This window comes from Mycobacterium paragordonae, assembly GCF_003614435.1.
In the GTDB taxonomy this organism is placed as follows: domain Bacteria; phylum Actinomycetota; class Actinomycetes; order Mycobacteriales; family Mycobacteriaceae; genus Mycobacterium; species Mycobacterium paragordonae.
In genome coordinates, this window is sequence record NZ_CP025546.1 from 6531209 (window position 1) to 6557304 (window position 26096).

A 26096-nucleotide genomic window follows, 5' to 3' on the forward strand; every position below is an offset into this window, starting at 1 on the left:
AGCAATCGATGGCATGGGACTTCTCCACCGAGCCCGAATTCGAGGAAAAACTCGAATGGGTACGGAATTTCGTTCGCGAGGAAGTGGAACCGCTCGAGGTGCTGTTTCCCGGCTGCGAGTTCCTGCCGCTGAACGAGGAACGCCGGCGCATCGTCGATCCACTCAAGCAACAGGTGCGCGACCAAGGTTTGTGGGCACCACATTTGGGGCCCGAATTGGGCGGCCAGGGATTCGGCGCGGTCAAGCTGACGCTGATCAACGAAATCCTGGGCCGTAGCCCGTGGGCTCCGATCATCTTCGGAACCCAGGCACCCGACACCGGGAACGCGGAAATCCTCGCCCGATTCGGCACCCAGGAGCAGAAGGACCGGTATCTGGCCGGCCTGTTGTCCGGGGAGATCTTCTCCTGCTTCTCGATGACCGAACCCCAGGGCGGCGCCGATCCGCGGGTCTTCACCACCCGCGCCGTGCGCGACGGAGACGACTGGGTGATCACCGGACAGAAGTTCTTCTCTTCCAACGCCGCCGTCGCCTCGTTCTTCATCGTGGTCGCCATCTCCGACCCGGACGTGCCCGTGCACCAGGGCGCGTCGACCTTCCTGATCCCGGCCGGGACGCCCGGTCTGACCATCGAAGCCAACCACCATCTGGTCGGCGCGGACCCACACGAACCGGGCCATTCGCTGGTCCGCTACAACGACGTCCGGGTCGGTTCCGACGCACTGCTCGGCGAACCCGGCCAGGGCTTCCTGATCTTGCAGACGCGACTTGCGGGCGGGCGTCTGCACCATGCCATGCGTTCCATCGGCATGGCGCAGCGGGCCATCGAGATGATGTCGCGCCGCGCCAAAAGCCGCTTCACACAAGGCAGCTCGCTGGCCGACAAGCAACTGGTGCAGGAATTCATCGCCGACTCGCACACCGAGCTGGTCCCCTTCCGGCTCACCGTGCTGCACGCCGCCTGGTTGATCGACAGCGGCGACGAACGCGCGGCCCGCGCCGAGATCGGCGTCTGCAAGATACTTGCCTCCCAGGTGTTGAAATCGATTGCGCTGCGCGCCATTCAGGTGCACGGCGCGCTCGGGCTCAGCGATCAACTGCCACTGGTCAACGTGTTGCTCGGCGGCATCGCGCTCGGATTGGCCGACGGGCCGACGGAGGCGCACAAGGTCAACCTGGCCCGGATGCTGCTGAAGAGCTACCAGCCCGAAGAGGGTGAATGGCCCAGCGAGATGCTCGACATCCGGCGTGAGGCGGCCCGCAAGAAATACGCGGGGCTGATCGATCGCGTTCCGGCGCTTCCTGATTAGCCGTGAGTGACCGGGCGAGCGCGGCCGTCGAACGCGCTCTCGACGACCGGCAGCGTGCGGCTGCCGAGGAAGTGGAACGCATCCTGGCCGCCGCGGTGCGGGTGATGGAGCGGGTGGCTCCCGAACCGCCTCGCGTCAGCGACATCGTGGCCGAGGCGGGTTCGTCGAACAAGGCGTTCTACCGGTATTTCGCGGGTAAAGACGAACTCATCCTGGCGGTGATGGAACGCGGCATCGCGATCGTGGTGTCTTACCTGCAGCACCAGATGGCCAAGGAGAACAGGCCCGAAGACAGGGTGGCCCGCTGGATCGAGGGAACGCTGGCGCAGGTGGCCGACCCGCACCTGATCAGCATGAGCCGTGCGGTGGCGGCGCAGCTGTCGAATTGGCTGGCCGCAGACCGGGAAATGATGCGCCCGCTGCGCGATCTGCTCACCGCACCGGTAACCGCACTCGGCAGCACCGACATCGAGCGCGACGTGGAGGCCGTCTACGGTGGCACGGTCGCCATGATGCGGCGGTATGTGGGTTCCGCCGACCGGCCGGGCCCGGAAGACATCGAGCACCTGGTGAAGTTCTGCCTGCTCGGGCTGGGAGTCCGTTGATGCGCGCCATCCTCTGCAATGCTTACGGCCCGCCGGAGGAGTTGGCGCTGGCCGAGGTTGCCGACCCGGTGCCGGCTCCCGGGCAATTACTGGTGCGGGTGCACGCCGCCGCCGTGAATTTTCCCGACGTGCTGTTCATCGCGGGCAAGTACCAGATCAAGATCCCGCCGCCGTTCATCCCCGGCAACGAGATCGCCGGCGAGGTGGTGGCCGTCGGGAACGGAGTGACTACGACCCTTGGTCAGCGGGTGTTCGGCACTACCTTCGGTGCGTTCGCGGAGTTGGCGGTGCTGGATGCCGCGACTGCCGCACCGGTTCCCGACGGCGTCGACTTCGCCTCGGCCGCCGCGTTCGGCGTGACCTACCGGACGGCGTATCACGCGTTGCGGTCGGTGGCCCGCGTCGCACCGGGTGATTGGGTGGTGGTGCTGGGGGCGGCGGGCGGAGTGGGTCTGGCCGCCGTGGACCTGGCGGTCGCGATGGGGGCGCGGGTGCTGGCGGCCGCGTCCAGCCCGAAGAAGCTGGACCTGTGCCGGGAGCGCGGCGCCGAGGCCACCGTCGATTACGACAACGAGGACCTCAAGTTGCGCATCCGGGAGCTGACCGGCGACAGTGCCCGCGTGGTCCTGGACCCGGTCGGCGGATCGTACGCCGAGCCCGCGCTGCGGGGCCTGGCCCGCGGCGGCATGTTCGTCACGCTCGGCTACGCGGCTGGATCCATACCTGCCATTCCGCTGAACCTGGTGATGCTCAAGGACATCACGGTTCGCGGGATGGAGATCCGCACCTTCGCCGACGACTATCCCGACGAGTGTGCCCGCGATATCGCCGAGTTGTCGCAGATGTTCGCCGACGGAAAGATCCGCCCCTACATCGGCGCGCGCTTCCCGCTGGCGGAAACCGCTGCGGCGCTGCGCTTTGTGGCCGACCGCAAAGTGCTGGGCAAGGTCATCATCGACCTGGTGTGAGGATGGCCTGACCCGTCGCCGGCCCAGTTATGGGACCACGATGTTGAAGCTGGGGTCCGGTTGGTCGAGCACTGCCAGCAGCGACTGCAGCGCGCTCTGGTCGCCCGACACCTCGAGCCCCGGCGAGGTGAAGTCGCCCATCGCCACGCCAAGTAACCGAAACTTGGTGTCCAGCTTGACCGTTACGGTCGCGGATTCCGGGTCAGCGGGCACGCGACGCTGCACCAGCACACCGTTGCGCAGGGCCAGCCGGTAATTGGCATCCAGATCGGCGAACGTGATGTCGATGGCGATGTCCATATCCCAGCTGCGCGGCCCGTTCACCCGGATGGCCAACCCGTCGAAGATCTGCTCCGGCGTCAACTGGGACAGCAGGGTCGGCGAGGTGGCCTGCACCGCCGTGCCGAAGTTACCCACGCGCAACTCGTGGGATCCGCACATGAAGAAGTTGCGCCAGGTTGCGCACTCCGCGCCATAGCCCAGTTGCTCCAAGGTGTCCGCATACAGCGCGCGGGCACCGGCGTGATCAGCGTCGGTGAACATCGCGTGGTCTAAAAGCGTTGCCGCCCAACGGAAGTCTCCGGAATCGAAAGCGGCCCGGGCGAGCTCGACCACCCGATCGATGCCACCGAGGGCCTCGACATACCGGGGGCCCAACGCCTCGGGCGGGTGCGGCCACAGCCGGCCCGGGTTGCCGTCGAACCATCCCATGTAGCGCTGATAGACGGCCTTGACGTTGTGGCTGACCGAGCCGTAGTAACCACGCGCATGCCACGCCTGGTCCAATGCCGGTGGCATCTGGAACATTTCGGCGATCTCCACACCGGTGAAGCCCTGGTTGAGCAGCCGCAACGTCTGGTCGTGCAGGTAGGCGTACAGGTCACGCTGCAGCGAAAGGAATTCGACGATGTGGTCGTGCCCCCAGGTGGGCCAGTGATGCGACGCGAACACCACGTCGGCGCGGTCGGCGAAGGCGTCGATCGCTTCGGTGAGATAACCCGACCAGGCATGCGGATCACGGACCAGCGCACCGCGCAGCGTCAGCAGATTGTGCAGGTTGTGGGTCGCGTTCTCGGCCATGCACAACGCGCGGAACTGCGGGAAATAGAAGTGCATCTCGGCGGGCGCCTCGGTGCCGGGAGCCATCTGGAACTCGATCTGCACGCCGTCGATGGTGTGCGTCTCCCCCGTCTCCCTGATGTCGATGGTCGGGACGATCAGCCCCACCTCGCCCGTCGAAGGGGTCTGCCCGAGACCGCAACCGACCTGCTCGGCGGGCCCGCGATCCAAGAGCGTGCCGTACATGTAGGTGGCACGGCGCGTCATCGCCGGACCGGCATAGACGTTCTCCTGCACGGCGTGGACGGTGAAACCCTCCGGCGCCAGCACCGCCACCTTCCCGGCGTCCACGTCGGCCTGCGACGTCACACCGAGCACACCGCCGAAGTGGTCGACATGGCTGTGGGTGTAGATCACCGCGACGACCGGCCGCTCCCCACCCCGATGTGCGCGGTAAAGCTCCAGCGCGGCCGCGGCCACCTCGGTGGAGACCAGCGGATCGATGACGATGACTCCGGTGTCAGCCTCGATGAAACTGATGTTGGAGAGGTCGAATCCGCGGACCTGGTAGATACCCGGGACCACCTCGTACAGGCCCTGTTTAGCGGCCAGCGTCGACTGCCGCCATAGGCTGGGGTGCACCGACGTGGGGGCGGGTCCGTCGAGGAACGAGTACACGTCGTTGTCCCAGACCACGCGGCCATCGGCGGCCTTGATGACGCACGGCGTCAACGCGGCGATAAAGCCCCGATCGGCGTCGTCGAAATCCCTTGTGTCATCGAACGGTAGCGGATGCTGGCTATGTGCCGACTCGATTGTCGCGGTAGGAGGCTTGTGATCCACCGGCACCACCTTTCCACTATTTCGCGCGGCCCGAGTCACAACTCGCATGCAAATTCTTTTCGTTGGACCCTAGCTATTCCGTCCGGTGAAGTCGCATACTGCCGGGGCGGTCCGCAATGACGATGGGCCGCTACAACGGCAAAGGAGCACAGGTGAAGCGTGGACTGACGGTCGCTGTGGCCGGGGCGGCCATTCTGGTCGCGGGTCTTTCCGGATGTTCGGACAAGAAGTCGAACACGAGTAGCGGTTCCTCGAGCGCGAGTTCAAGCGGAGGCAGCAGCGCTTCCGGCACCAAGGTGATCATCGACGGCCAGGATCAGCACGTGACCGGCACGACCGTGTGCACGACGGCGGCCGGCAACGTCAACATCGCGATCGGCGGGTCCGCGACCGGCATCGCCGCGGTGCTCACGGACGCCAACCCGCCCGAGGTGAAGTCGGTGGGACTCGGCAACGTCAACGGCGTGACCCTCGCGTACACCTCCGGCACCGGCCAGGGCAAGGCCGAGGCGACCAAGAACGGCAACGCCTACAAGATCACCGGCACGGCCACGGGCGTGGACATGGCCAACCCGATGTCCCCGGTGAATAAGCCCTTCGAAATCGACGTCACCTGCTCCTAATCCGACCCCTCAACCCGACGACGCGGGCGGTTGCCAGCCATCTGATGTGGTGCCGACCGGCAACCGCACCGCGAACTCGGTGCGGCCCGGTCGGCTGTGCACGGTGATGGTCCCGTTGTGCGCCTTGACGACGGCGGAGACGATCGCCAAACCCAGCCCCGTACTGCCGCCTTTGCGAGAGCGTGAGCTGTCCCCACGCGCGAACCGCTCGAAAACCTCCGATTGCTGCGTCACCGGAATCCCGGGACCGTTGTCGGTGACCTGCAGCAGCGTGTGTGCCGGCCCGGTGCTCAGCCGGGTGGTGACGACGGTGCCCGGCGCGGTGTGAATGCGGGCATTGGCCAGTAGGTTGGCCATCACCTGATGCAGGCGCGCCTGGTCGCCGGTGACCATCACCGGTTCCGGCGGCAGATCGAGCTCCCACTGATGATCCGGGCCGGCGATATGCGCGTCGCTGACGGCGTCCACCGCCAGGCGGGACAGGTCGACCGGTTCCCGCTCGAGCGGCCGACCGGAGTCGAGCCTGGCCAGCAGCAGCAGGTCCTCGACCAGGCGCGTGATCCGATCGGTCTCCGACGCGACCCGGCTCATCGCGTGCGCGACCGCCTCCCGGTCGTCGCCCATGCGTTGCGCTAGTTCGGTGTAGCCGCGGATGGCGGCCAACGGTGTGCGCAATTCGTGGCTGGCGTCGGCGACGAACTGGCGGACCCGGGTTTCGCTGGCCTGCCGGGTCGACAGTGCGGCGGAGATGTGATCGAGCATCCGGTTGAGGGCCGAACCGAGTTGGCCCACTTCGGTATAGGGGTTGGCGTCGTCCTCGGGTACCCGGACCGGCAGCTCCACCTCACCGCGGTCCAGTGGCAGGTCGGCCACTTTGGTGGCGGTCTGGGAAACCCGCCGTAACGGCGCGAGCGCCCGCCGGATGATGACCACCCCGGCGGCGGTCGCGGCTGCCATCGCGATCAGCGTGACGATGCCGAAAATGAGCAACATCCGGAATTCGGTGGCGTCGATGTTGAACATCGACAGGCCGGTCACGATGACGTCGGCCCGGTTGCGGCTGGGGGCGGCGACGACCCGGTACCGGCCCAGGCCGTCGAGGTTCACCGTCACCGGCGAGCGGCTACCGGCGATCTGCTCGAGCTGCTGCTGGGCGGTGGGTGTCAACGCGGCCCGGGTGCCGCTGCTGGTGAGGTATCCGGCGTCCACCGTCTTGCCGTCGCTGACCACCGCCGCGACCATGCCGGCCGGCTGGCCGGGGGCGTCCAGGAACTTAGGGCCGGGACCCGTCTTGGGGACGCGCGGTTCGTGGCGCCGCGGCGGCTCCGGGTACAGCAGTGACGAGCGGTAGGAGGTGCCGCTGAGCTGGCTGTCCAGCTGCGCCAGCAGGTGGTGGCGCAGCGCGAGTTCGGTTGCGGCGGTGATGCCGACACACACGACGGCGAGAACCGCGACCTGCCCGACGACCAGGCGCAGCCGAAGCGACCAGACCCGCGGGCTCCTAGCGCGCCGGCTTGAGGACATACCCTGCGCCGCGCAGCGTGTGGATCATGGGTTCGCGACCGTTGTCGATCTTCTTGCGCAGGTATGAGATGTAGAGCTCGACGATGTTGGACCGGCCGCCGAAGTCGTAACTCCAGACGCGGTCCAGGATCTGCGCCTTGCTCAGCACCCGCTTGGCGTTGCGCATCATGAACCGCAGGAGTTCAAACTCGGTGGACGTCAACGAAATCGGCTCACCCGCCCGAGTCACCTCGTGGCTGTCTTCGTCGAGAACCAGATCCCCGACGATGAGTTGGGCGCCGCTGTCCACGGTGGTGACGCCGGTGCGTCGCAGCAGGGCGCGCAACCTCAGCACCACTTCTTCGATACTGAACGGCTTGGTGACGTAATCGTCTCCGCCGGCGGTCAATCCGGCGATACGGTCTTCGACTGCGTCCTTGGCCGTCAGCAGCAGCACCGGCAGGCCGGGATTTTCCTGACGCAGCCGGTGCAGGACGTCCAGCCCGCTCATGTCGGGCAGCATCACGTCCAGGACGACCACGTCGGGGCGGTCGGCCCGGGCGGCCGCGATAGCCGATAAGCCGTCGCCCGCCGTGGCGATGTTCCAGCCCTCGTACCGCAGGGCCATCGACACCATCTCGGCCAGCACGGGTTCGTCGTCCACCACCAGCACGGTGACCGGTTGGCCGTCGGCGCGGCACATGACCACGCGTTCAGTTCGGGGAGCCGCCACGAGTTCCAGTATCCGCACCCGACTAGGCCGAGGCTATGGCATCCCTATGCGCCGGCTGTGAAACGAAAGAATCCCGTGGCCGCTGCTGCGGTCACGGGACCTTCCCGGTGTGCCGTGGATCAGTACCAGTTTCGCCTGCCGGCGACGGGCCGGCCGACGGAGCCCAGGGCCCACATGACCGCACCGACAACAAGCAGGACCACTCCAAGCACTGTCAACAAATGCACGCCGAAGACAAATCCGAGGATGAGCAAGAGGGCGCCGACGACAATCATGGGAACTTTCCTTTACCTAGCAGGGACATAACTGATTGATTGCAATGCACTGGGTTGGGGCAACTTGGGCGCATGGCAGTCTTTCACTTTCGGATTTACGCCCATGTAATTCAGGGGCCCCGCTATGACCGTCACCGCAACGGTTCCCAGTGAGGCGCAACTGGTTTCCTCGCCCTTGAAGTAATCGCGCTGCCAGGCCGCAACGACCCCTATGAGCAGCCACACCAGGACAATTACCCCGAGTATTCCGCGACCGCGATACATAGAGACCTCCGTTGTTCCCGAAACAATTTGGCGTCCCCAGAGCTTTGCCCGTTGTACTCATGCCTAAACATGAAAAAGGCGGGAGAGTTGGCCCCGAATCGCCCGCTATCAGCCGCCTTGCGCGGCCAACCACGAAGCGGCGCGCCTATTCGAAGCGCGGGACAGCCACGCGTCCTGAATCAGCTCGGTCAACTCGGTCAGGCTGATCTCGGCCAGCCGGCCCGACCGCACCAGCACCGAGGGATGCCCGTCGAAATGGGAAGTGCTGAAAAACGGTGAATCGGGGTCCTGGGTCAGGGCGAGCTTGTCGCTCTCCGACTCCACCCACAGCATGATGACGTCCGGCCACCGCTCGCCGGTGTCGGGATCGGCGCAGTCGGGCTGCGGAGTGCGGAAGAACACGAACGACTTCCCACCCACCTGATAGATCGGGTTGCCCTTGGGACCTTCCAGCCGCTTGACGTGTGGCATGGACGCGGCGATCCGGTGCACGTCGCCGACCGTGGCGGGTCGATCAGCCATACCGGCGACGATACCGGGCCTGGCCTGACGGTCCGCGTCTGTAGCATGGGCAACCGGTAAAAAGGTTGCTGCAGAGGGGGATAACGGCACGGTGACTGATACCTTGTTCGCCGACGTCTCGGAATACCAAGTGCCGGTTAATGACTCGTATCCGTACCAGGTGTTATCGATTCGCGTCAGTGACGGCACCTACCGGGATCACAATTTCGCCCGCAACTATGCCTGGATGCGCGGCGCAATAGACAGTGGCCGGCTGACGTTCGGCATCGTCTACAGCTACGTCCGCCCCAATTGGCAGGCCAACGCCGACACCGTGCGGGCGATGATCGACGCGGAAGGCGGCCTGCATCCGCGGGTTGCCTTGATGCTCGACGTCGAATCCGGGGGCAACCCGCCCGGTGACGGGTCCAGCTGGATCAACCAGGTGTATTGGAATCTGGCTGACTATGCGGGCTCAGCCGCCCGAATCATCGGATATGCCAACGCGTATGACTTCTTCAATATGTGGCGGGTGCGCCCATCCGGACTGCGCGTGGTCGCGGCTGGATACGGGTCCAACCCGAATCTGCCCGGACAGGTCGCCCACCAGTACACCGACGGCAACGGCTACAGCCCGAACCTTCCCCAGGGCGCGCCGCCGTTCGGCCGCTGCGACATGAACTCCGCCGATGGACTTACCCCGCAACAATTCGCCGCCGCGTGCGGCATCGCAACGAGCGAAGGATGGTTGATGGCTCTTTCCGACGACGAGCAGACGGAATTGTTGACCAAGGTGCGCGACATCTGGGATCAATTGCGCGGACCCGACGGCACGGGCTGGCCGCAGCTCGGGCAGAACGGTCAGGGACAGAATCTGACGCCCGTGGATGCGATCGCCGCGATCAAGAAGGATCTCGAAAAAGGCTGACGCTCAGGGGTTGCCGTAGAGAACCCCGCCGGGACCGGTGCTGCCGGTCTGCCCGTTGGACCCGGGCACGCCGGTAGGCGTTCCGGCCCCGCCGGCCGCTCCCGCCCCGCCGGCCCCTCCGTCGCCGACCAATCGCGAAGCGCCGCCCGCGCCCCCGTTACCGCCGTTGCCGCCCGACGCGCCAGGGTCGGAGGTGGCGCCCGCCGGGTCGGACGAACCGCCCACACCGCCGGCGCCGCCGGCGCCCCCGTTGCCGTACAGCCAGCCGCTGTTGCCGCCAGTGCCGCCCGCACCCCCGTTGGCGCCGATGCCGGGATTTCCGTCCGGATCGGTGACGGCATCGCCGCCGGCTCCGCCGCGGCCGCCGCTGCCGCCGCTCCCGACCAGTGCTCCTGCGTCGCCACCGCCACCACCGGCCCCGCCGTCACCAGAACCGATCAAACCACTGTTGCCGCCGTCCCCGCCGTCGCCGCCGGCCGCGCCGGTGCCGAACAATCCGGCGGTGCCGCCTCGTCCCCCGGCGGCGCCGACGCCGCCTTGCAGGCCGGTCTGGGTAGCTCCGGCGGCGTCGAGATAGCTGCCGTCGCCACCGGCGCCGCCGTGCCCGCCTACTCCGGCCGCACCGGACAGCCACCCGCCATTGCCGCCGCTGCCGCCGACTCCGCCGTCACCGCCTTGGCCGTTGGGAAGGTTGGTGGCGCCGAGTCTGAAAGCGCCTGCCGCGCCGCCCGATCCGCCGGACGCCCCCGCGCCGCCGCTGCCGAACAGGCCGGCACCGCCGCCACTTCCGCCGGCACCACCAGCGCCACCGTAGATGCCTACGACGTTGCCAAACTGGTCGACAGTGCCGCCACCGGCACCCACACCGCCCAGGCCGCCACCGCCGCCGTCGCCCACGATCCAGCCGCCGTGGCCGCCATTGCCGCCGGCGCCTCCGGCACCGGCGCTCAAACCGCCGGCCGCTCCCCCGTTCCCGCCGGAGGCACCGACGCCGCCATTACCGAACAACCCGGCCGCCCCGCCGGAGCCGCCCGCGCCTCCCGCGCCGCCGCGAAGGCCCTGGTCCTCTGCGTTGCCGTCGCCGCCCAACCCGCCTTGACCGCCGGCCCCGCCGTTGCCGGACAGCAGCCCGCCGGCCCCGCCTTGGCCCCCGCTACCACCGGCCCCGCCGCTGATGCCCTGGTTGCCGAAATCGGGCGACGCCCCGCCGGCGACGCCCCCGGCACCGCCGGCACCACCCGCACCCCCGGCGCCCCAGAGTCCCGCGGCACCGCCGGCTCCACCACTGCCGCCGTTGGCCCCGCTGGACCCCGCGGCGGTCAACAATGCAGTCCCGCCCGCGCCACCGTCTCCGCCGTTGCCGTACAGCCAACCGCCGGCACCTCCGGCACCGCCGGCCGCGCCCAACCCGCCGGCGCCGCCCCTGCCGCCATTTCCGAGGAGTCCGGCTGCACCACCTGCGCCGCCGGCCGCTCCGGCCGTGGTCTGTGAAAAGCCGCTGCCGCCATTGCCGAACAGCAGCCCGCCGGCCCCACCGTTGGGATTGGCGGCGGTGCCACTGGCGCCGTCGCCGATCAGGGGGCGACCGAGCAGCGCCTGGGTCGGGGCATTGATGACGCCGAGGATGTCCTGTTGGACGGTCTGTAGAGCCACGTTGGTGGCTTCGGCGGAGGCATAAGTTCCGGCCGCTCCGCTCAGCGCTTGCACGAACTGCTCGTGAAACAGCGCGACCTGATTGCTGAGCGCCTGATAGCGCTGTGCGTGACCAGTGAACAGCCCGGCGATGGCCGCCGACACCTCATCGGCGCCCGCGGCCAACACACTGGTGGTCGGCGCGGCCGCCACAAAGTTGGCCACGCTCAGCGTCGAACCCATCTTCACCAGATCGGACGCCGCAGCCGCGAGCATGTCGGGAGCCGCCACCAGATACGACACCATTACCTCCGTGTTCCCACGATTTGAATTCAGATCTTGATCGGAGGTTTGACGCTAACGTCAACAACATTGGTGCGCTGGTGTATTGACGGAATCAACAAGAATTCAAATGCGGCCGGCGCCCTGTCAGCCCAGACCGGCTACGCCGGGCAGTCCGTTAGCGCCGGGCTGCAGCTTGCCGATGCCGCCGACGCCGGCCGGACCACCGGGCCCGGCGGATCCCCACTGCCGGGCAGGAGCGCCGTCACCACCGTTGCCGCCGGTGCCCCCTTGCGCACCGATCAGCGTGCTGTTGGCAGCGTTGGTGTAGATCGCGGCACCACCGGCGCCACCCTGGCCGCCGCCACCCGGGGCTGCCGATAGCCAGCCGCCGGCACCACCAATGCCACCGTCGCCACCCGGGCCACCAACCCCGCCTGAGGCGCTGAAGTCAAAGGTCGCGCCGGGGCCGTTGAAAACGGTGGAACCGGGCGGGAGCCCGGGAACCCCGGGTGAACCGCCGGAGCCGCCCATGCCACCCACGCCGCCCGCACCGAACAAGCCGGCAGCGCCGCCGACCCCGCCGTTGCCGCCACCGCCGCCAGCCGCATTGGCGACCATGATGCTGCTGCCGTTGTCGAGGAATCCGTTGCCGCCGCTGCCTCCGTGCCCCCCAGCGCCGGCATTGCCGACCAGTAACCCACCGCGGCCTCCCGCACCACCCTCACCGCCGAGGCCGGCTACCGGACTGCCCGCGACGTTGACGCCGGTGCTTCCGCCGACTCCGCCCAGGCCGCCTGCGCCTCCTGAGCCGAACAGCCCCGCAGCACCGCCGGCCCCGCCGGCGCCCCCGCTACCGGCGAGCGCAGTCGTCGTCGCCAGCGAACCCGCTCCGCCCTGCCCACCAACGCCGCCGTTGCCGTACAACCAGCCACCGCTACCCCCCGCGCCGCCGGCAGCACCCGTTCCGCCGGTGCCACCGGCGCCGCCGTTGCCGAGCAGGCCCGCCGCACCCCCGGCGCCACCGACCGCGCCTGCCGTGGTTTGCGAATACCCTTTGCCGCCATTGCCATACAGCAGTCCGCCGGCGCCGCCGTTAGCATTGGCGGCCGTTCCGTCGGCGCCATCGCCGATCAGCGGCCGACCCAGCAGAGCTTGCGTCGGTGCATTAATTGCGCCGAGGACGTCGCGCTGCAGGGTCTGCACGGCGGACGCTTCTGCGCCTGCGTAGCTTCCAGCTGCTCCCGCCAAAGTCTGGACGAACTGTTCGTGGAACGCCGCGAACTGGCTGCTGAATGCCTGGTACTGCTGTGCGTGGCCGCTGAACAACGAAGCGACTGCCGCCGACACCTGGTCGGCCGCGGACGCCGCGACCGCCGTGGTGTTGGCCGCGGCCAGCGCGTTGGCCGAATTTAGGGTCGAACCGACGCCGGCGATGTCTTTCGCTGCCGCCGCCAGCATCTCCGGAACTGCCAAAAGATCCGACAACGCGCGCACCCCCTATGACCAGGTTTCTTCATTGATCGAGAATTTTGACGCGCGCGTTACGGAGCCCTCGCGGGATATCCCGGGCAATCGCCTATGCCGGCGGCCCGGCGGCCGATTACGGCCGGTGCGCGGACACGAACAGGGTCGGCGGCATAGCGACCTCGGCGCCGTCGGCGACGCTGCGACCGTAGCGGGCCATCAATCCGGGGAAGTCCACCGCCGAGGCCTCCCAGCCGCGATCGCGCAACCACTCGGGCAGCGCGGTGCGTTCCTCGGCGTACCAGAGATCTTCCACCGCGGGCATGTCGGCGGCGGTGACCTGGGCGGCCACCGCACGCATGCGCTGCATCTCTTCCCGCTGACGCTGCACCAGATCCGGGTCGATGAATCCCTCCCCGGGGACGTTGGAGGCCAGCCGGCTCCCCGGTGCGCTGAGCGCATCGATTCGCTCGAACAGCAGGTCCTGGGCCTGGGCGGGCAGGTAGCGCACCAACCCCTCGGCGGACCACGCCGACGGCCGGCCGGGGTCGAATCCCGCGTCCTGCAATGCTTTCGGCCAGTCCTGCCGCAGGTCGATCGGGACGTTGACCAGTCGCGCCGTCGGCGTGGCGCCGTGCCGCTCCAGGGTGGCCGTCTTGAATTCCAGCACCTTGGGCTGGTCCAGCTCGTAGACCACGGTGCCGTCGGGCCACGGCAGCCGCCAGGCCCGGGCGTCGAGTCCGGCGGCCAGGATCACGACCTGCCGAACACCGGAGTCGGCGGCCTCGAGAAAGTACTCGTCGAAGAAGGCCGTCCTGGTGGCCATGAAGTCGACCAGCATCTGCGCTCGCGCCTGCACCTGCGGGTCGATTTCGGATGCCTGGGCCAGCAACGTGGGGTCGGCGTAGAGGCTCCACATCCCGTCGCCGACGGCATCCAGGAACACCCGCGCGAACGGGTCCCGGATCAACGGGTTCGCGCTCTCGGTTTCGGCGGCTCGGGCGGCGGCCACGCCGAGCGCGGTCGATCCCACACTCTGGGTGATCTCCCACGAATCGTTGTCAGTGCGCGGCATGCCGTTCCCCTCGCCAGAAGTAGTGAGTTTCGCAAACTATTCTTCCCGCCGCGGACGCCGCGCGCCGCTCCCCTACCCTTTTTCCCAGAGGGTCTACAGGTTGCAAGGGAGCACCATGACACGTACGCCGCAGGAAGTCTTCGCCCATCACGGGAAGGCACTCGTCACGGGTGACCTCGACGAGATCGTCGCTGACTACGCCGACGACTCGGTGGTGATCACGTCGGCCGGCGTCGCGCGGGGTCGTGACGAGATCCGCCAGGTGTTCGTGAAACTGCTCGACGATCTTCCGGACGCGCAGTGGGATCTGAAGACCCAGATCTTCGGCGGAGATGTGCTCTTCCTCGAGTGGGCGGCGGTGGCCGCGGACCACCGGGCCGACGACGGCGTCGATACTTTCGTGTTCCGCGACGGCATGATCTGGGCACAGACCGTGCGCTACACCCTGCGCGCCACCGCATGAGCGGGGTCGATCTGGACGCCGTCGCGCGGTGGATGTCCGAGCAAGGACTGGGCGAGGGCCCGCTGCAGGACGTGTCCGCGGTGACCGGCGGGACGCAAAACGTCATGCTGCGCTTCACCCGTTCCGGCCGGCCCTACGTGTTGCGACGCGGCCCGCGGCACCTGCGCTCCCGCAGCAACAGCGTGATCCTGCGGGAGACGAAGGTGCTGGCCGCGTTGGCCGGCTCCGACGTCCCGCATCCACGGTTGATCGCCACGTGCGACGACACCGGCGTGCTGGGTGACGCCGTCTTCTACCTGATGGAGCCGATCGACGGGTTCAATGCCGGCGAAGGACTGCCGGAACTGCATGCCGGCAATCCGGAGGTGCGGCACGGCATGGGGCTGTCGATGGCCGACGCGCTGGCCAAACTCGGCGCCGTCAACCACGTCGAGGTCGGGCTGGCGGACTTCGGCAAGCCGGACGGCTTTCTGGAACGTCAGGTGCCACGCTGGCTTTCGGAGCTGGAGTCCTACCAGGAGTACGAAGGCTACCCCGGTCCCGACATCCCCGGCATCGCGGAGGTGTCCGGCTGGCTGGAGAGTCACCGGCCGGCGCAGTGGACGCCCGGCATCATGCACGGCGACTACCACGCGGCCAATGTGATGTTCTCGCGCACCGGGCCCGACGTGGTGGCGATCGTCGACTGGGAGATGTGCACCATCGGCGACCCGCTGCTGGACCTCGGCTGGTTGCTGGCGACCTGGCGCCAGGACGACGGATCGAGCGTGTTCAGCCACGCCCTGGGCGGCACCGACGGCCTGGCCAGCACCGACGAACTGCTGAAGCGCTATGCCGCCAACACCACGCGCGATCTGTCGCACATCACCTGGTACACCGTGCTGGCCTGCTTCAAGCTCGGCATCGTCATCGAAGGGACGCTGGCCCGGGCCTGTGCGGGCAAGGCCGAGAAGGCGGTCGGCGATCAGCTGCACGCGGCAACGGTGCACCTGTTCGAGCGGGCGTTGACGATGATCCAGACTTAGGCGCCGGGATACAGCATTGATGCTGCCCGAGGTGCGACGCTTGGGCGATGAACGCAAGAAAGATCGTATTGCCGCTCGCGGTGGCCGCCCTGCTGGCCGGACTGTTCATCGGATTCGGCGGATTCATCCAGCGAGATTCAGTGCGCGGAGGCACCTCTTTGTGGTGCGGAAATCTACTTGCCCCCGAGAATCGTTACGAAGGCGATTACAACGCGGTTGTGCCGGCGGCAACCCAGGCCCTGCTCGACGGAGATTGCGAAATCGTTCGCGCTACCAAGAATTCCTGGGCCATTACCCTGATCGCGGTCGGTGCTGCGCTTTTGGTCAGTTCACGGCTGCTTGCCAGCACCACTGAAAAGTCTTAGCGAGCGCGCCCGAAGGGATTCGAACCCCTAACCTTCTGATCCGTAGTCAGATGCTCTATCCGTTGAGCTACGGGCGCCGGTGTTCAGTTGTGGTCGAGCAGGTGTTGCGTGGCGGAGGCGAGAGGATTTGAACCTCCGGTTCCCTTTGAGGGGAACAACTCATTAGCAGTGAGCCCCATTCGGCCGCTCTGGCACGCCTCCATGGCCTTCCAAAGGGTACCCGACCCCGGATACCGAAGCCGCCGGAGGCATAGCGTACACAGCCGCGACATATGCTGTCGAAGTGACCGCCCGCCTGCGGCCCGCGCTGGCCGGGCTGCCCGTTTACGTTCCCGGCAAGACCGTGCCCGGTGCCATCAAACTGGCCAGCAACGAGACCGTGTTCGGGCCGCTGCCCAGCGTGCGGGCGGCGATCCAGAACGCGACCGACCTGATCAACCGCTACCCCGACAACGGCTGCGTGCAGCTGAAAGCCGCTCTGGCCGAACATCTCGGCGGCGACTTCACGCCCGGCCACGTCGCCGTCGGCTGCGGTTCGGTGAGCCTGTGTCAGCAACTCGTGCAGATCACCGCGTCGGCGGGAGACGAGGTGGTGTTCGGCTGGCGCAGCTTCGAGCTGTACCCGCCGCAGGTGCAGGTCGCCGGCGCCACCCCGGTCCAGATACCGCTGCGCGACCACACCTTCGACCTCGATGCGATGCTGGCCGCGGTCACCGACCGGACCCGGCTGATCTTCGTCTGCAACCCCAACAACCCGACCTCGACGGTGGTTGCGCCCGACGCGCTGACCCGCTTCGTGGAAGCGGTCCCACCGGACATCCTGATCGTCATCGACGAGGCCTACGTCGAGTACATCCGTGACGGCATGGCACCCGACAGCCTGGGACTGGTCGGTTCGCACGACAACGTCGTGGTGCTTCGGACTTTCTCCAAGGCGTACGGTCTGGCGGGCCTGCGGATCGGCTACGCCGTCGGTCACCCGGACGTGATCACCGCCCTGGACAAGGTCTACGTCCCGTTCACCGCGACCAGCGTCTCGCAGGCTGCCGCCATCGCGTCACTGCAGGCCGCCGACGAACTGCTCGAACGCACCGGCGCGGTGGTCGCCGAACGCGCACGGGTCAGCGCGGCGCTGCGCGACGCCGGCTTCGAGCTGCCGGCGTCCCAGGCCAACTTCGTCTGGCTGCCGTTGGGCGACCGCACCGCGGACTTCGTGCAGCGGGCCGCCGACGCGCTGATCGTCGTGCGCCAGTACGGCTCCGACGGCGTCCGCGTCACGATCGGCGCGCCGCAGGAGAACGACGCGCTGCTCCGGTTCGCCCGCGGCTGGATCTGAGGCCTCCGCCCCTCTTGCCGCAGCGAGTGTGAAGCTGGCCGCACACTCGGCGCCGAGCGTGAAGCTGGCCGCACACTCGGCGCGAGAGGGGCCGCGCTAGGCGGGATTGCGGCCGGTGAACGCGATCAACCGGGTCAGCGGGTCAGCGTCGTCGGGCACGTCGACCGGATCGTCGAATCCGGCGGCGCCGCGTTGGGCGGGCCGGATCACGTTGTGCGCCAACCCGAGCACGTATTCGGACAGGGACTCCGGAGCCTCGACGTCACGCCCGACGGCGCGGGCGTAATCCCAGGCGTGCACCAGGAACTCGAGAGAGAAGACGGCAACGGCAACCCGCGCGGGCATCGACCCACCCCCGAACGCGACCTCTCCGTCCAGGCCGTGCTTGTGCCAGGCGTCCAGTGCCGGCCGGGCGACGCTGATCACCAGCTGTTCCACCGAGTCGGTGTCCGGCGGCACGTCGACCTTGGCGCCGACCATGCCGCCCAGGCTGGTGATCGAATTGACCAGATGGCCGGTCAGGTCCTTGACGTTGTACTCCGAGCACGGAGTCTGCTTGGACTTGTCGGAGCCGGCCACGGTGTGCAGCACCTGCTGCAGCACCCCGAGGCTCAACTCAGCACTGCGCAGCTCGTCGGTGGGCGGAGATTCGGGGCCAGGTACCAGGTCGTCGGGCATACCAGCCACGCTACGGTCTCGATATGGGCGAAACATACGAATCCGTCACCGTCGAGATCAAGGACCAGGTAGCGCAGGTGACGTTGATCGGTCCGGGCAAGGGCAACGCGATGGGGCCCGCCTTCTGGTCGGAGATGCCGGACGTGTTCGCGACGCTGGACGCCGATCCCGACGTGCGCGCCATCGTCATCACCGGGTTGGGCCGGAATTTCAGCTATGGCCTGGACGTGCCGGCCATGGGCGGGTCGTTCACCCCGCTGCTGTCCGGTGAGGCCCTGGCCGGCCCACGCGCGGTCTTTCACCGCGAGGTCAAGCGCATGCAGGGCGCTATCACCGCCATCGCCGACTGCCGGACCCCGACGATCGCCTCGGTGCACGGCTGGTGCATCGGCGGCGGGGTCGACCTCATCTCGGCGGTCGACATCCGCTACGCCAGTGCCGACGCCAAGTTCTCGGTTCGTGAGGTCAAGCTGGCCATCGTCGCCGACGTGGGCAGCCTCGCCCGCCTGCCGCTGATCCTCAATGACGGGCACCTGCGCGAACTCGCGCTGACCGGCAAAGACATCGACGCCGCCCGCGCCGAGAAGATAGGCCTGGTCAACGACGTCTACGACGACGCCGAGGCCACGCTCGCGGCGGCCCACGCCACCGCCGCGGAGATCGCCGCCAACCCTCCGCTGACCGTGCACGGCATTAAGGACGTGCTCGACCAGCAACGCATCTCGGCGGTGTCGGAGAGCCTGCGCTATGTCGCGGCCTGGAACGCGGCCTTCCTGCCGTCGAAGGATCTGACCGAGGGCATCTCGGCGACGTTCGCGAAGCGCCCGCCGCAATTCACCGGCGAGTAGCGCTGATCCACAGGGCAGCAGCGAGCCACCCCGTCGAGATCACCAACCCGGCGAACTCCAGCCAGCCGACCGTCGCGCCGGCACGGTGACCGGTATCGACCAGGTGACTCAGCGCATGCAGTGCCCAGTGCGCGGTGGCGAACGCCAGCGCCGGCACCCGCCAGGACGGCCACCGCAGCGCCGCCAGCAGCAACAGCCCCAGCGGCAGCTCGAACGAGGCGTTGTCGAAGATGTAGTGGTCGTTGCGAGTGCCGAACGCGCCGAGGCTGTCGAAGAAGACGCCGGGCGCGACGATCATGAACACGCCCAGGCCCACCGAATAACAGCCGAAGACGAGCAGGATCACCTCGACGTAGCGTGAGCGAACAGGCATGGGTCCAAAGCTAGGCTGGCGCGAGTGACCTCGACACCCGATGGCCGGATTCGTGTGCCGGCCGACCTGGACGCCGTGACGGCGATCGGCGAAGAAGACCACTCCGAGATCGACCAAGCCTCCGTCGACAGGATCTGGCAGGCCGCCCGGCACTGGTACCAGGCCGGCATGCATCCCGCTATCCAGCTCTGCATCCGTCGCAACGGGAAGGTCGTGCTCAACCGCGCGATCGGCCACGGCTGGGGCAACGCGCCCACTGACGAACCCGACGCCGAGAAAATCCCGGTCACCACCGGCACGCCGTTCTGCGTGTACTCGGCGGCCAAGGGCATCACCGCGACCGTGGTGCACATGCTCGTCGACCAGGGGGTCTTCGCGCTCGACGACCGCGTCTGCGAATACATCCCCAGCTACACCAGCCACGGCAAGGACAAGACGACGATCCGACACGTGCTCACCCACAGCGCGGGAGTCCCGTTCCCCACCGGCCCCAAGCCCGACCTGCGCCGCGCCGATGACCACGAATACGCGCAGGAACAGCTCGGCAAACTACGGCCGCTGTATCCGCCCGGCCGGATGCACATGTATCACGCGCTGACCTGGGGCCCGCTCATGCGCGAAATCGTCTACGCGGCCGCCGGCAAAGACATCCGGGACATCCTGGCGGCCGAGATCCTGGAGCCGCTGAACTTCCGGTGGACCAACTTCGGCGTCGCACCCGAGGACATCCCGCTGGTCGCGCCCAGCCACCCGACCGGCAAGCCGCTCCCGCCGGCCATCGCGGCGATCTTCCGCAAGGCGATCGGCGGCACCGTGCACGAGATCATCCCCTACACGAACACCCCGGCGTTCCTCTCCACCGTCGTGCCCTCGTCGAACACCATCTCCACCGCGGACGAACTGTCCCGGTTCGCCGAGATCTGGCGTCGCGGTGGCGAACTCGACGGTGTGCGCATCATGAGCCCGGAACGGATGTACGGCGCGGTGCAGCAAAGCCGCCGGTTGCGGCCCGACGTCGCGGTGGGACTGATGCCCGCCCGCTGGGGCACCGGATACATGCTGGGCACCGAGCGGTTCGGGCCGTTCGGCCGCAACGCGCCGCAGGCGTTCGGGAACCTGGGCCTGGCCAACATCGCGATCTGGGCTGACCCGGCGCGAGGCATGGCCGCCGGATTGATCAGCAGCGGAAAGCCCGGCAAGGATCCCGAGCTCAAGCGCTACAAGGCGTTGATGGACACCATCGCGGCGACGATCCCGCGCGTCTGAGCGTTTGTCCCCGGGCTGCGCGGGCAACCACCGCGGATGGACTCCGAACGTTTTCGTCAGCTGCTGGACATGCCCGGCCCGTTCGTGTCGGTGTATTTCGAAGACACACACAACACCCCTGACGCCGATGAACAACTCGAGCTCAAGTGGCGTGCGCTGCGTGAGCAGTTGGAGAAACAGGGCGTCGACGACGCGGTGACGGCCGACATCGAGCGCGCGGTCCTGGACCTGCGACCGCCCGTCGGCTGGAGCGGCCGGGGCGTGGTGGCCGGCGCTGACGGCGTCGTGGTCAACGAGCACCTGTTGCGTCCCACCGCGACGACGGTGGTCCGCGTCTCCGAGCTGCCCTACATCGTCCCGATCGTCGAGCATGGCTTCGTGACCCCTGCCTACCTGCTGATCGAGGTCGATCACACGGGTGCCGATATCACCACCCACATCGACGGTGTCTTGGAGACCGAAGCGGTCGACGGTGGCGGTTACCCGGTGCACAAGGCGTCGGGCGCCGAAACGGCCGGATACGGCGATCCGCAGCAACGCACGGACGAAGCCGCACGCAAGAACATCCGCGCGGTCGCCGACCGTGTCACCGAATGGGTGGACGAGATGGCGGCTGACACGGTGTTCGTGGTCGGCGAAGTGCGGTCGAGGTCGGACCTGATCAAGGCGTTCGCCGAGCGGGTGCGGGACCGCGCGGTGCCGCTGGAAGTCGGCGCACGAAACAGCGGACACGACATCACCGAGGTACAGGGCCACATCGACGCCTGGTTCACCAAGCGGCGCCTCCGCGAAATCGATGACGCCGCACAACGTTTCGACGCGGAGCTGGGCCGGCAATCCGGGCGCGCCGCCGAAGGCCTGGACGCCGTGTGCTCGGCGTTGCGACAGGGGGCGGTGGAGACGTTGATCGTCGGTGAGATCGGGGACGCCACAGTCGTCGCCGACGAAGGACTCACAACCGTGGCGCCGAATGCGAACCTGCTCTCCGAACAGGGCGCCGCGCCCGCTAAGACGCTGCGCGCCGACGAGGCGCTGCCGATGTTCGCGGTGTCGGTCGGGGCGGCGCTGGTGCGCACCGACGAGCGGATCGCTCCGACCGACGGCGTCGCCGCGGTGCTGCGCTACACGCCGACGCTGCACTGAGGAATTCTGCATTGAGTCTGCGCTCAGGGCGGGCAGCACTCGCGATAGTTCGCCCGGTGCGCAGAGTCAACGCCACCAGATGAGCGGTGGCGGAGGGATTTGAACCCCCGGACGGTTTTAGCCGTCTCTCGCTTTCAAGGCGAGTGCATTAGGCCGCTCTGCCACGCCACCGCAAACAAGGGTAGCGGTGCTTGTAGCGTGGCCAGCATGCGCGCCATCGTCGCCGAAACCGCCGAGCGGTTGGTCTGGCAGGACGTCCCCGATGCCACCGCCGGGCCCGGCGAAGTACTGATCAAGGTGGCGGCCGCCGGCGTCAATCGCGCCGACGTGCTGCAGGCCGCGGGCAAGTACCCGCCACCCCCGGGCGCCAGCGAGACCATCGGCATGGAAGTCAGCGGGACCATCGCCGATGTGGGTGCCGAGGTCACCAAATGGTCTGTCGGGCAAGAGGTTTGCGCGTTGTTGGCCGGCGGCGGCTACGCGGAGTACGTCGCCGTTCCGGCCGGGCAGGTGATGCCCGTGCCGGCGCCCCTGGACCTCGTCGACGCCGCCGGGGTCCCGGAAGTGGCCTGCACGGTCTGGTCGAACCTGGTGATGACCGCACACCTGGGTCCGGGCCAGTTGGTGCTGCTACATGGCGGGGCCAGCGGTATCGGCAGCCACGCGATCCAGGTGGCGCGCGCGTTGGGGGCCCGGGTGGCGGTCACCGCCGGGTCGGCGGACAAGCTCGAACTGTGCCGCGAACTGGGAGCCCAGATCGCCATCTCCTACCGCGACGAGGACTTCGTTGCGCGGCTGATGCAGGAGACCGACGGCAAAGGCGCCGACGTGATTCTCGACATCATGGGCGCGGCCTATCTGGACCGCAACGTCGACGCGCTGGCCACCGACGGGCAACTGGTGATCATCGGTATGCAGGGCGGCGTGAAGGCCGAACTCAACATCGGCAAACTCATGGCCAAGCGGGCCCGCGTCATCGGCACCACGCTGCGCGCCCGTCCGGTCAGTGGACCGACCAGCAAGAGCGCCATCGTCGACGCGGTGACGACGTCGGTGTGGCCCATGTTCGCCAGCCAGCGGGTCCGCCCGATAATCGGCAAGCGGCTGCCGATCCAGGACGCGGCCGAGGCGCACCGCCTGCTGCAGTCGGGCGAGACGTTCGGGAAGATCCTGCTGACGGTTTAACCCAGGGAGGCGAGCGCGCGCACCAGCTGGTCTACCTCGGCCATCGTCGAGTAGTGCGCCAAACCGACGGTGACCGCGCCACCGATGTCGTTGACGCCCAGCACATCCAGCACGCGCGAACTCGCGTTGGCAATCGCCAGAATCCCGTTGTCGGCCAGCCGCTGCACCACCCGGTCAGCCGGCACCTCGTTGACCGCGAAACTGATCACCGGTATCCGCGACTCCGGCCGGCCGAGCAGGATCACCAGTGGGAGCGACCGCAACGACACCATCAGGTAGTCGTAGATCCGGTTCAGGTACGACGAGGCGGACTGCATCGAGACCGACAGCCGTTCCCGTCTGCTCCCCCGAGCCGACTCGTCCAGTGCGGCGAGGTACTCGATGCTCGCGACGACGCCGGCCAGCAAACCGAACTGGTGCCCGCCCACCTCCAGCCGCTCGGGCCCGGTGGCATACGGGTTGGTGGAGACCGAGCTGAAGGTGTTGATCAGTGCCGGCTCGCGGAACACCATCGCCCCGATCGGCGGTCCGCCCCAATTCACGGCGTTCACCGCCACCACGTCGGCTTCGGTCTCCTTGATGTCCATCAGCCGGTAGGGCGCGGCCGCAGAATGGTCGACCACCACCAGCGCACCCACGTCGTGCGCCAGTTTCGTCGCCGCCCGCAGGTCGGTGACGGCGCCCAGCGTCCCGGACGCCGAGGTGACGGCCACCAGCCGGGTGGACTTGTTGATCAGACTCTCCCACTGCCAGGTCGGCAGCTCTCCGGTCTCGATGTCGACCTCGGCCCACTTGACCTTTGCGCCGTAGCGGTGCGAGGCGCGCAGCCACGGCGCGATGTTCGCCTCGTCGTCCAGACGGCTGACGACGACCTCGTACCCGAGGCCGGCGCGCGCCGACGACGCCTCGGCCAGCGAGGCCAGCAGCACGGCGCGATCGGCACCCAGCACGACACCGCTGGGATCGGCGTTGACTAGATCGGCTACCGCCTCGCGGGCCGCGTCCAGCACCGCGGCGCTGCGCCGCGCGGATGGGTGTGCCCCCGCTGTGCCGGCGCCGGACCGGCGGAAGGCGGTGGACACCGTTGTTGCCACGGAGTCGGGAATGAGCATGCCTGTCGGTGCATCGAAGTGCACCCATCCGTCACCAAGCGAAGGGTGCAGTCCGCGCACCCGGGCGACGTCGTAGGCCATGCCAGCCACCTTAGAGCTAACGCAATTTCCCCAAATGAGTGTCGGAGCGGGTGCGCTATAGACGTTCCAGCCGTTACCGGCCTCCCGAGTCAACACACCCGGGCAGCCATACTAGTCGAGTGAGCTTGTGGTTCGGAACGCTGATCGCATTGGTTCTGCTGATCGCACCGGGTGCCATCGTCGCACGTATCGCGCAGTTGAATTGGCCCGTCGCCATCGCCGCCGGTCCAGCACTGACATACGGCGTCGTGGCCCTGGCGATCATCCCCTATGGTGCGCTGGGCATCCCGTGGAACGGATGGACGGCGCTGGCGGCGCTGGCCGTCGTCTGCCTGGTGGCGACAGTGCTGCAACTGCTGCTCGCCCGCTTCCGCGATAAACAGGCCGAAGCGCACGGCATCAACCCCGGCCCGGCGATCGTCGTCGCGGCCGGTGTGCTGCTGGGGGTTGTGCTGATCGGCTGGGCGGCGTTCAGCGGTATCCCGCACTGGCAATCGATCCCCAGCACCTGGGACGCGGTGTGGCACGGCAATCAGGTGCGCTGGATCCTCGACGTCGGCCAGGCTTCGCCGACCCATATGGGCGAACTGCGCAACGTCGAGACCCACGCGCTGCTCTACTATCCGTCGGTCTTCCCGGCTCTCACGGCCGTGTTCTGCCAGTTGACCGGCGCGGCGGCCGCCACCGGCTACACGCTGAACTCCTTGGCAGTCGCCATCTGGCTTTTCCCGGTGAGCGCGGCCGTCCTCGCCTGGCGCGCCTTGCGGACGCATACCACCGAATGGCGCACCGCGGTGACCGCGGCCACCGCCGCCGCGCTCTCGGCTTCGTTCACCGCGGTGCCCTACGTCGAGTTCGACACGGCCGCGATGCCCAACCTGGCGGCCTACGGGGTCGCCATCCCGGCCATGGCCCTGATCACCTCGACGGTGCAGCACCGCGACCGCATCCCGGTGGCCGTCCTGGGGCTCGTCGGCGTCTTCTCGGTGCACATCACCGGCGGCATCATCGCCGTGCTGCTGGTGGGCGCCTGGTGGCTGTTCGAGGCGCTGTGGCACCCGGTGCGGGGCCGCGCCCGGGACCTTGCGGTGTTGGCCGGCGTCGGGTTGATCTCGGGCCTCATCCTGTTACCGCAGTTCCTGAGCGTCACCAAGCAGGAAGACATCATCGCCGGGCACTCGTTCCTGACCTACCTCAGCATGCGACACGGCCTGTTCGACGCCGTGTTCATGCACTCCCGGCATCTCAACGACTTCCCCTACCAGTGGGCGCTTAGCTTCCTGTGCGCCGTCGGCGGGTTCATCATGCTGGTCAAGAAGATCTGGTGGCCGCTGGCCGTGTGGCTGTTGTTCATCGTGATCAACGTCGATGCGGGCACTCCCCTGCGGGGTCCGTTCGGCCGGGTGGCCGGGGCAGTCGGCGAGTTCTTCTACAAGGACCCGCGCCGCATCGCCGCGGCCACGACCCCGCTGTTCAACCTGATGGCGGCGGTCGCGCTGGTCACCCTGGTTGCGGGGGCGGTGGCCCTGGTCAAGCGGCTCGTCCAGCCGCGCAAGCCGATGCCGTCGCGTTTCTGGGCGACGGCCACCGCGGTGCTGCTGATCGGCATCAGCGTGGCCAGTGCCTGGCACTACTTCCCGCGACACCGGTTCCTGTTCGGCGACAAGTACGACTCGATCATCGTCGACCAACGCGACCTGGAAGCCATGGCTTATCTGGCGAAGCTGCCGGGCGCCCACGACACGATGATCGGCAACTCCAACGTCGACGGCACCTCCTGGATGTACGCGGTGGCCGGTCTGCATCCGCTGTGGACCCACTACGACTACCCGGTGCAGATGGGCCCGGGCTACCACCGCTACATCTTCTGGGCGTTCGCTAAGAAGGGCGACTCCGATCCCCGGGTGGTGGAGGCGATCAAAGCCCTCAACATCCGCTACGTGTTAGCCAGCGGCCCGACGATCCGAGGGTTCAAAGTTCCCGAAGGACTATATTTTCTGGACAAGTCGCCGTACTGGAACCTGATCTACGACAACGGCGGCGCCCAGATCTACGAGTGGCACGGCGATACCCCGGTGCACCCCTAGACCACACACAAGGACGGTGATTGCGTTGGCCAACGGCAACGACGACCACGCCGACGACAGCGACGG

At 67.8% G+C, this 26096-nt stretch carries 26 protein-coding genes and 3 tRNA genes; 14 read left to right on the plus strand and 15 right to left on the minus strand.

From position 1 onward, the window contains the following. The first annotated feature begins 8 nt into the window (after positions 1-8). The 3 genes from C0J29_RS29320 to C0J29_RS29330 are packed head-to-tail and all read left to right on the plus strand — an operon-like array spanning position 9 to position 2883. Positions 9-1310 (plus strand): acyl-CoA dehydrogenase family protein, encoded by a 1302-nt coding sequence (locus tag C0J29_RS29320; RefSeq protein WP_065050267.1) that lies wholly within the window; start codon positions 9-11, stop codon positions 1308-1310. Between the two features lie 2 nt (positions 1311-1312). Continuing rightward, positions 1313-1915 (plus strand): TetR/AcrR family transcriptional regulator, encoded by a 603-nt coding sequence (locus C0J29_RS29325; RefSeq protein WP_120794360.1) that lies wholly within the window; start codon positions 1313-1315, stop codon positions 1913-1915. Next, positions 1915-2883 (plus strand): NADPH:quinone oxidoreductase family protein, encoded by a 969-nt coding sequence (locus tag C0J29_RS29330; protein ID WP_120794361.1) that lies wholly within the window; start codon positions 1915-1917, stop codon positions 2881-2883. Before C0J29_RS29325 ends, C0J29_RS29330 begins: the two co-directional genes overlap by 1 nt. A gap of 27 nt (positions 2884-2910) precedes the next feature. On the opposite strand, the gene C0J29_RS29335 is transcribed toward C0J29_RS29330, so the two are convergent. Continuing rightward, positions 2911-4791 carry an alkyl/aryl-sulfatase gene (locus tag C0J29_RS29335; protein WP_120795036.1) on the minus strand — a complete coding sequence of 627 codons (1881 nt, stop codon included), beginning with the start codon at positions 4789-4791 and terminating at the stop codon, positions 2911-2913. A gap of 146 nt (positions 4792-4937) precedes the next feature. Between C0J29_RS29335 and C0J29_RS29340 the strand changes: the two genes are divergently transcribed. Next, a complete protein-coding gene (locus C0J29_RS29340; RefSeq protein WP_065049324.1) occupies positions 4938-5408 on the plus strand; it encodes a lipoprotein LpqH in 471 nt (156 codons plus the stop codon). 9 nt (positions 5409-5417) lie between these two features. On the opposite strand, the gene C0J29_RS29345 is transcribed toward C0J29_RS29340, so the two are convergent. From C0J29_RS29345 to C0J29_RS29360, 5 genes are all read right to left on the minus strand, one after another. Further along, positions 5418-6932, minus strand: coding sequence for a sensor histidine kinase (locus C0J29_RS29345; protein ID WP_120794362.1), 1515 nt, complete (start codon positions 6930-6932; stop codon positions 5418-5420). Then, the gene (gene tcrX, locus C0J29_RS29350) at positions 6910-7614 is read right to left on the minus strand and encodes a two-component system response regulator TcrX (protein WP_120795037.1); all 705 of its coding nucleotides are present in this window, start codon (positions 7612-7614) and stop codon (positions 6910-6912) included. Before tcrX ends, C0J29_RS29345 begins: the two co-directional genes overlap by 23 nt. Before the next feature lie 149 nt (positions 7615-7763). Beyond that, positions 7764-7919: a DUF6131 family protein gene (locus tag C0J29_RS33040; RefSeq protein ID WP_162951586.1), complete on the minus strand. Its 156-nt coding sequence runs from the start codon at positions 7917-7919 to the stop codon at positions 7764-7766. Between the two features lie 12 nt (positions 7920-7931). Next, positions 7932-8183 (minus strand): hypothetical protein, encoded by a 252-nt coding sequence (locus C0J29_RS34120; RefSeq protein WP_082978330.1) that lies wholly within the window; start codon positions 8181-8183, stop codon positions 7932-7934. Between the two features lie 108 nt (positions 8184-8291). Then, positions 8292-8705, minus strand: coding sequence for an MmcQ/YjbR family DNA-binding protein (locus C0J29_RS29360; protein WP_120794363.1), 414 nt, complete (start codon positions 8703-8705; stop codon positions 8292-8294). 91 nt (positions 8706-8796) lie between these two features. On the opposite strand from C0J29_RS29360, the gene C0J29_RS29365 reads away from it, so the two are divergent. After that, positions 8797-9612 (plus strand): hypothetical protein, encoded by an 816-nt coding sequence (locus C0J29_RS29365; protein WP_197748234.1) that lies wholly within the window; start codon positions 8797-8799, stop codon positions 9610-9612. 3 nt (positions 9613-9615) lie between these two features. Here the strand turns inward: C0J29_RS29365 and C0J29_RS29370 are convergent, their stop codons facing one another. The 3 genes from C0J29_RS29370 to C0J29_RS29380 all read right to left on the minus strand — a co-directional run bounded on the left by C0J29_RS29370 (position 9616) and on the right by C0J29_RS29380 (position 14068). Further along, positions 9616-11547, minus strand: a complete 1932-nt coding sequence (locus C0J29_RS29370) for a PE family protein (RefSeq protein ID WP_120795039.1) — start codon at positions 11545-11547, stop codon at positions 9616-9618. Between the two features lie 126 nt (positions 11548-11673). Then, positions 11674-13014: a PE family protein gene (locus C0J29_RS34580; protein WP_120795040.1), complete on the minus strand. Its 1341-nt coding sequence runs from the start codon at positions 13012-13014 to the stop codon at positions 11674-11676. A 115-nt stretch (positions 13015-13129) separates the two neighbouring features. After that, positions 13130-14068: a class I SAM-dependent methyltransferase gene (locus C0J29_RS29380; RefSeq protein WP_120794364.1), complete on the minus strand. Its 939-nt coding sequence runs from the start codon at positions 14066-14068 to the stop codon at positions 13130-13132. Between the two features lie 115 nt (positions 14069-14183). Between C0J29_RS29380 and C0J29_RS29385 the strand changes: the two genes are divergently transcribed. Genes C0J29_RS29385 through C0J29_RS29395 form a run of 3 tightly spaced genes read left to right on the plus strand, consistent with a single transcriptional unit; the run spans position 14184 to position 15921 of the window. Next, complete coding sequence (locus tag C0J29_RS29385; protein WP_120794365.1) at positions 14184-14531, plus strand: nuclear transport factor 2 family protein; 348 nt, start codon at positions 14184-14186, stop codon at positions 14529-14531. Beyond that, complete coding sequence (locus C0J29_RS29390; RefSeq protein ID WP_120794366.1) at positions 14528-15556, plus strand: phosphotransferase family protein; 1029 nt, start codon at positions 14528-14530, stop codon at positions 15554-15556. The genes C0J29_RS29385 and C0J29_RS29390 overlap by 4 nt, the downstream gene beginning before the upstream one ends. Positions 15557-15603: 47 nt before the next feature. Continuing rightward, positions 15604-15921 carry a hypothetical protein gene (locus C0J29_RS29395; RefSeq protein ID WP_120794367.1) on the plus strand — a complete coding sequence of 106 codons (318 nt, stop codon included), beginning with the start codon at positions 15604-15606 and terminating at the stop codon, positions 15919-15921. Positions 15922-15925: 4 nt separating this feature from the next. On the opposite strand, the gene C0J29_RS29400 is transcribed toward C0J29_RS29395, so the two are convergent. Both C0J29_RS29400 and C0J29_RS29405 read right to left on the minus strand, forming a co-directional pair. Continuing rightward, positions 15926-15998 (minus strand) — tRNA-Arg (locus tag C0J29_RS29400). 32 nt (positions 15999-16030) lie between these two features. Then, positions 16031-16122, minus strand: a tRNA-Ser gene (locus C0J29_RS29405). Positions 16123-16204: 82 nt separating this feature from the next. Here C0J29_RS29405 and C0J29_RS29410 point away from each other — a divergent pair. Then, on the plus strand, positions 16205-17257 hold the full coding sequence (locus C0J29_RS29410; RefSeq protein WP_120794368.1) for a pyridoxal phosphate-dependent aminotransferase: 1053 nt from the start codon (positions 16205-16207) through the stop codon (positions 17255-17257). Positions 17258-17353: 96 nt separating this feature from the next. On the opposite strand, the gene C0J29_RS29415 is transcribed toward C0J29_RS29410, so the two are convergent. Beyond that, positions 17354-17935 (minus strand): TIGR03086 family metal-binding protein, encoded by a 582-nt coding sequence (locus C0J29_RS29415; protein WP_065045888.1) that lies wholly within the window; start codon positions 17933-17935, stop codon positions 17354-17356. 23 nt (positions 17936-17958) lie between these two features. On the opposite strand from C0J29_RS29415, the gene C0J29_RS29420 reads away from it, so the two are divergent. Then, entirely contained in the window at positions 17959-18783 is an 825-nt protein-coding gene (locus tag C0J29_RS29420) for a crotonase/enoyl-CoA hydratase family protein (protein WP_120794369.1), read from the plus strand. Here the strand turns inward: C0J29_RS29420 and C0J29_RS29425 are convergent. Beyond that, positions 18770-19156 (minus strand): hypothetical protein, encoded by a 387-nt coding sequence (locus tag C0J29_RS29425; RefSeq protein ID WP_065045890.1) that lies wholly within the window; start codon positions 19154-19156, stop codon positions 18770-18772. The two genes, C0J29_RS29420 and C0J29_RS29425, sit on opposite strands and share 14 nt — an antisense overlap. A 24-nt stretch (positions 19157-19180) precedes the next feature. Here C0J29_RS29425 and lipE point away from each other — a divergent pair, with 24 nt between their 5' ends. Both lipE and C0J29_RS29435 read left to right on the plus strand, forming a co-directional pair. Next, complete coding sequence (lipE, locus tag C0J29_RS29430) at positions 19181-20422, plus strand: lipase LipE (protein WP_120794370.1); 1242 nt, start codon at positions 19181-19183, stop codon at positions 20420-20422. Positions 20423-20458: 36 nt separating this feature from the next. Beyond that, positions 20459-21565: an Rv2629 family ribosome hibernation factor gene (locus C0J29_RS29435; protein ID WP_120794371.1), complete on the plus strand. Its 1107-nt coding sequence runs from the start codon at positions 20459-20461 to the stop codon at positions 21563-21565. 84 nt (positions 21566-21649) lie between these two features. Here C0J29_RS29435 and C0J29_RS29440 read toward each other — a convergent pair. Continuing rightward, positions 21650-21736: transfer RNA gene (locus C0J29_RS29440), tRNA-Ser, on the minus strand. Positions 21737-21772: 36 nt separating this feature from the next. On the opposite strand from C0J29_RS29440, the gene C0J29_RS29445 reads away from it, so the two are divergent. Continuing rightward, positions 21773-22750 carry an NAD(P)H-quinone oxidoreductase gene (locus C0J29_RS29445; RefSeq protein WP_197748235.1) on the plus strand — a complete coding sequence of 326 codons (978 nt, stop codon included), beginning with the start codon at positions 21773-21775 and terminating at the stop codon, positions 22748-22750. On the opposite strand, the gene C0J29_RS29450 is transcribed toward C0J29_RS29445, so the two are convergent. Beyond that, positions 22747-23943, minus strand: coding sequence for a cysteine desulfurase-like protein (locus tag C0J29_RS29450; RefSeq protein ID WP_065046586.1), 1197 nt, complete (start codon positions 23941-23943; stop codon positions 22747-22749). The two genes, C0J29_RS29445 and C0J29_RS29450, sit on opposite strands and share 4 nt — an antisense overlap. A gap of 119 nt (positions 23944-24062) precedes the next feature. On the opposite strand from C0J29_RS29450, the gene C0J29_RS29455 reads away from it, so the two are divergent. Then, the gene (locus tag C0J29_RS29455; protein ID WP_120794373.1) at positions 24063-26030 is read left to right on the plus strand and encodes a DUF6541 family protein; all 1968 of its coding nucleotides are present in this window, start codon (positions 24063-24065) and stop codon (positions 26028-26030) included. The last annotated feature ends 66 nt before the right edge of the window (positions 26031-26096 follow it).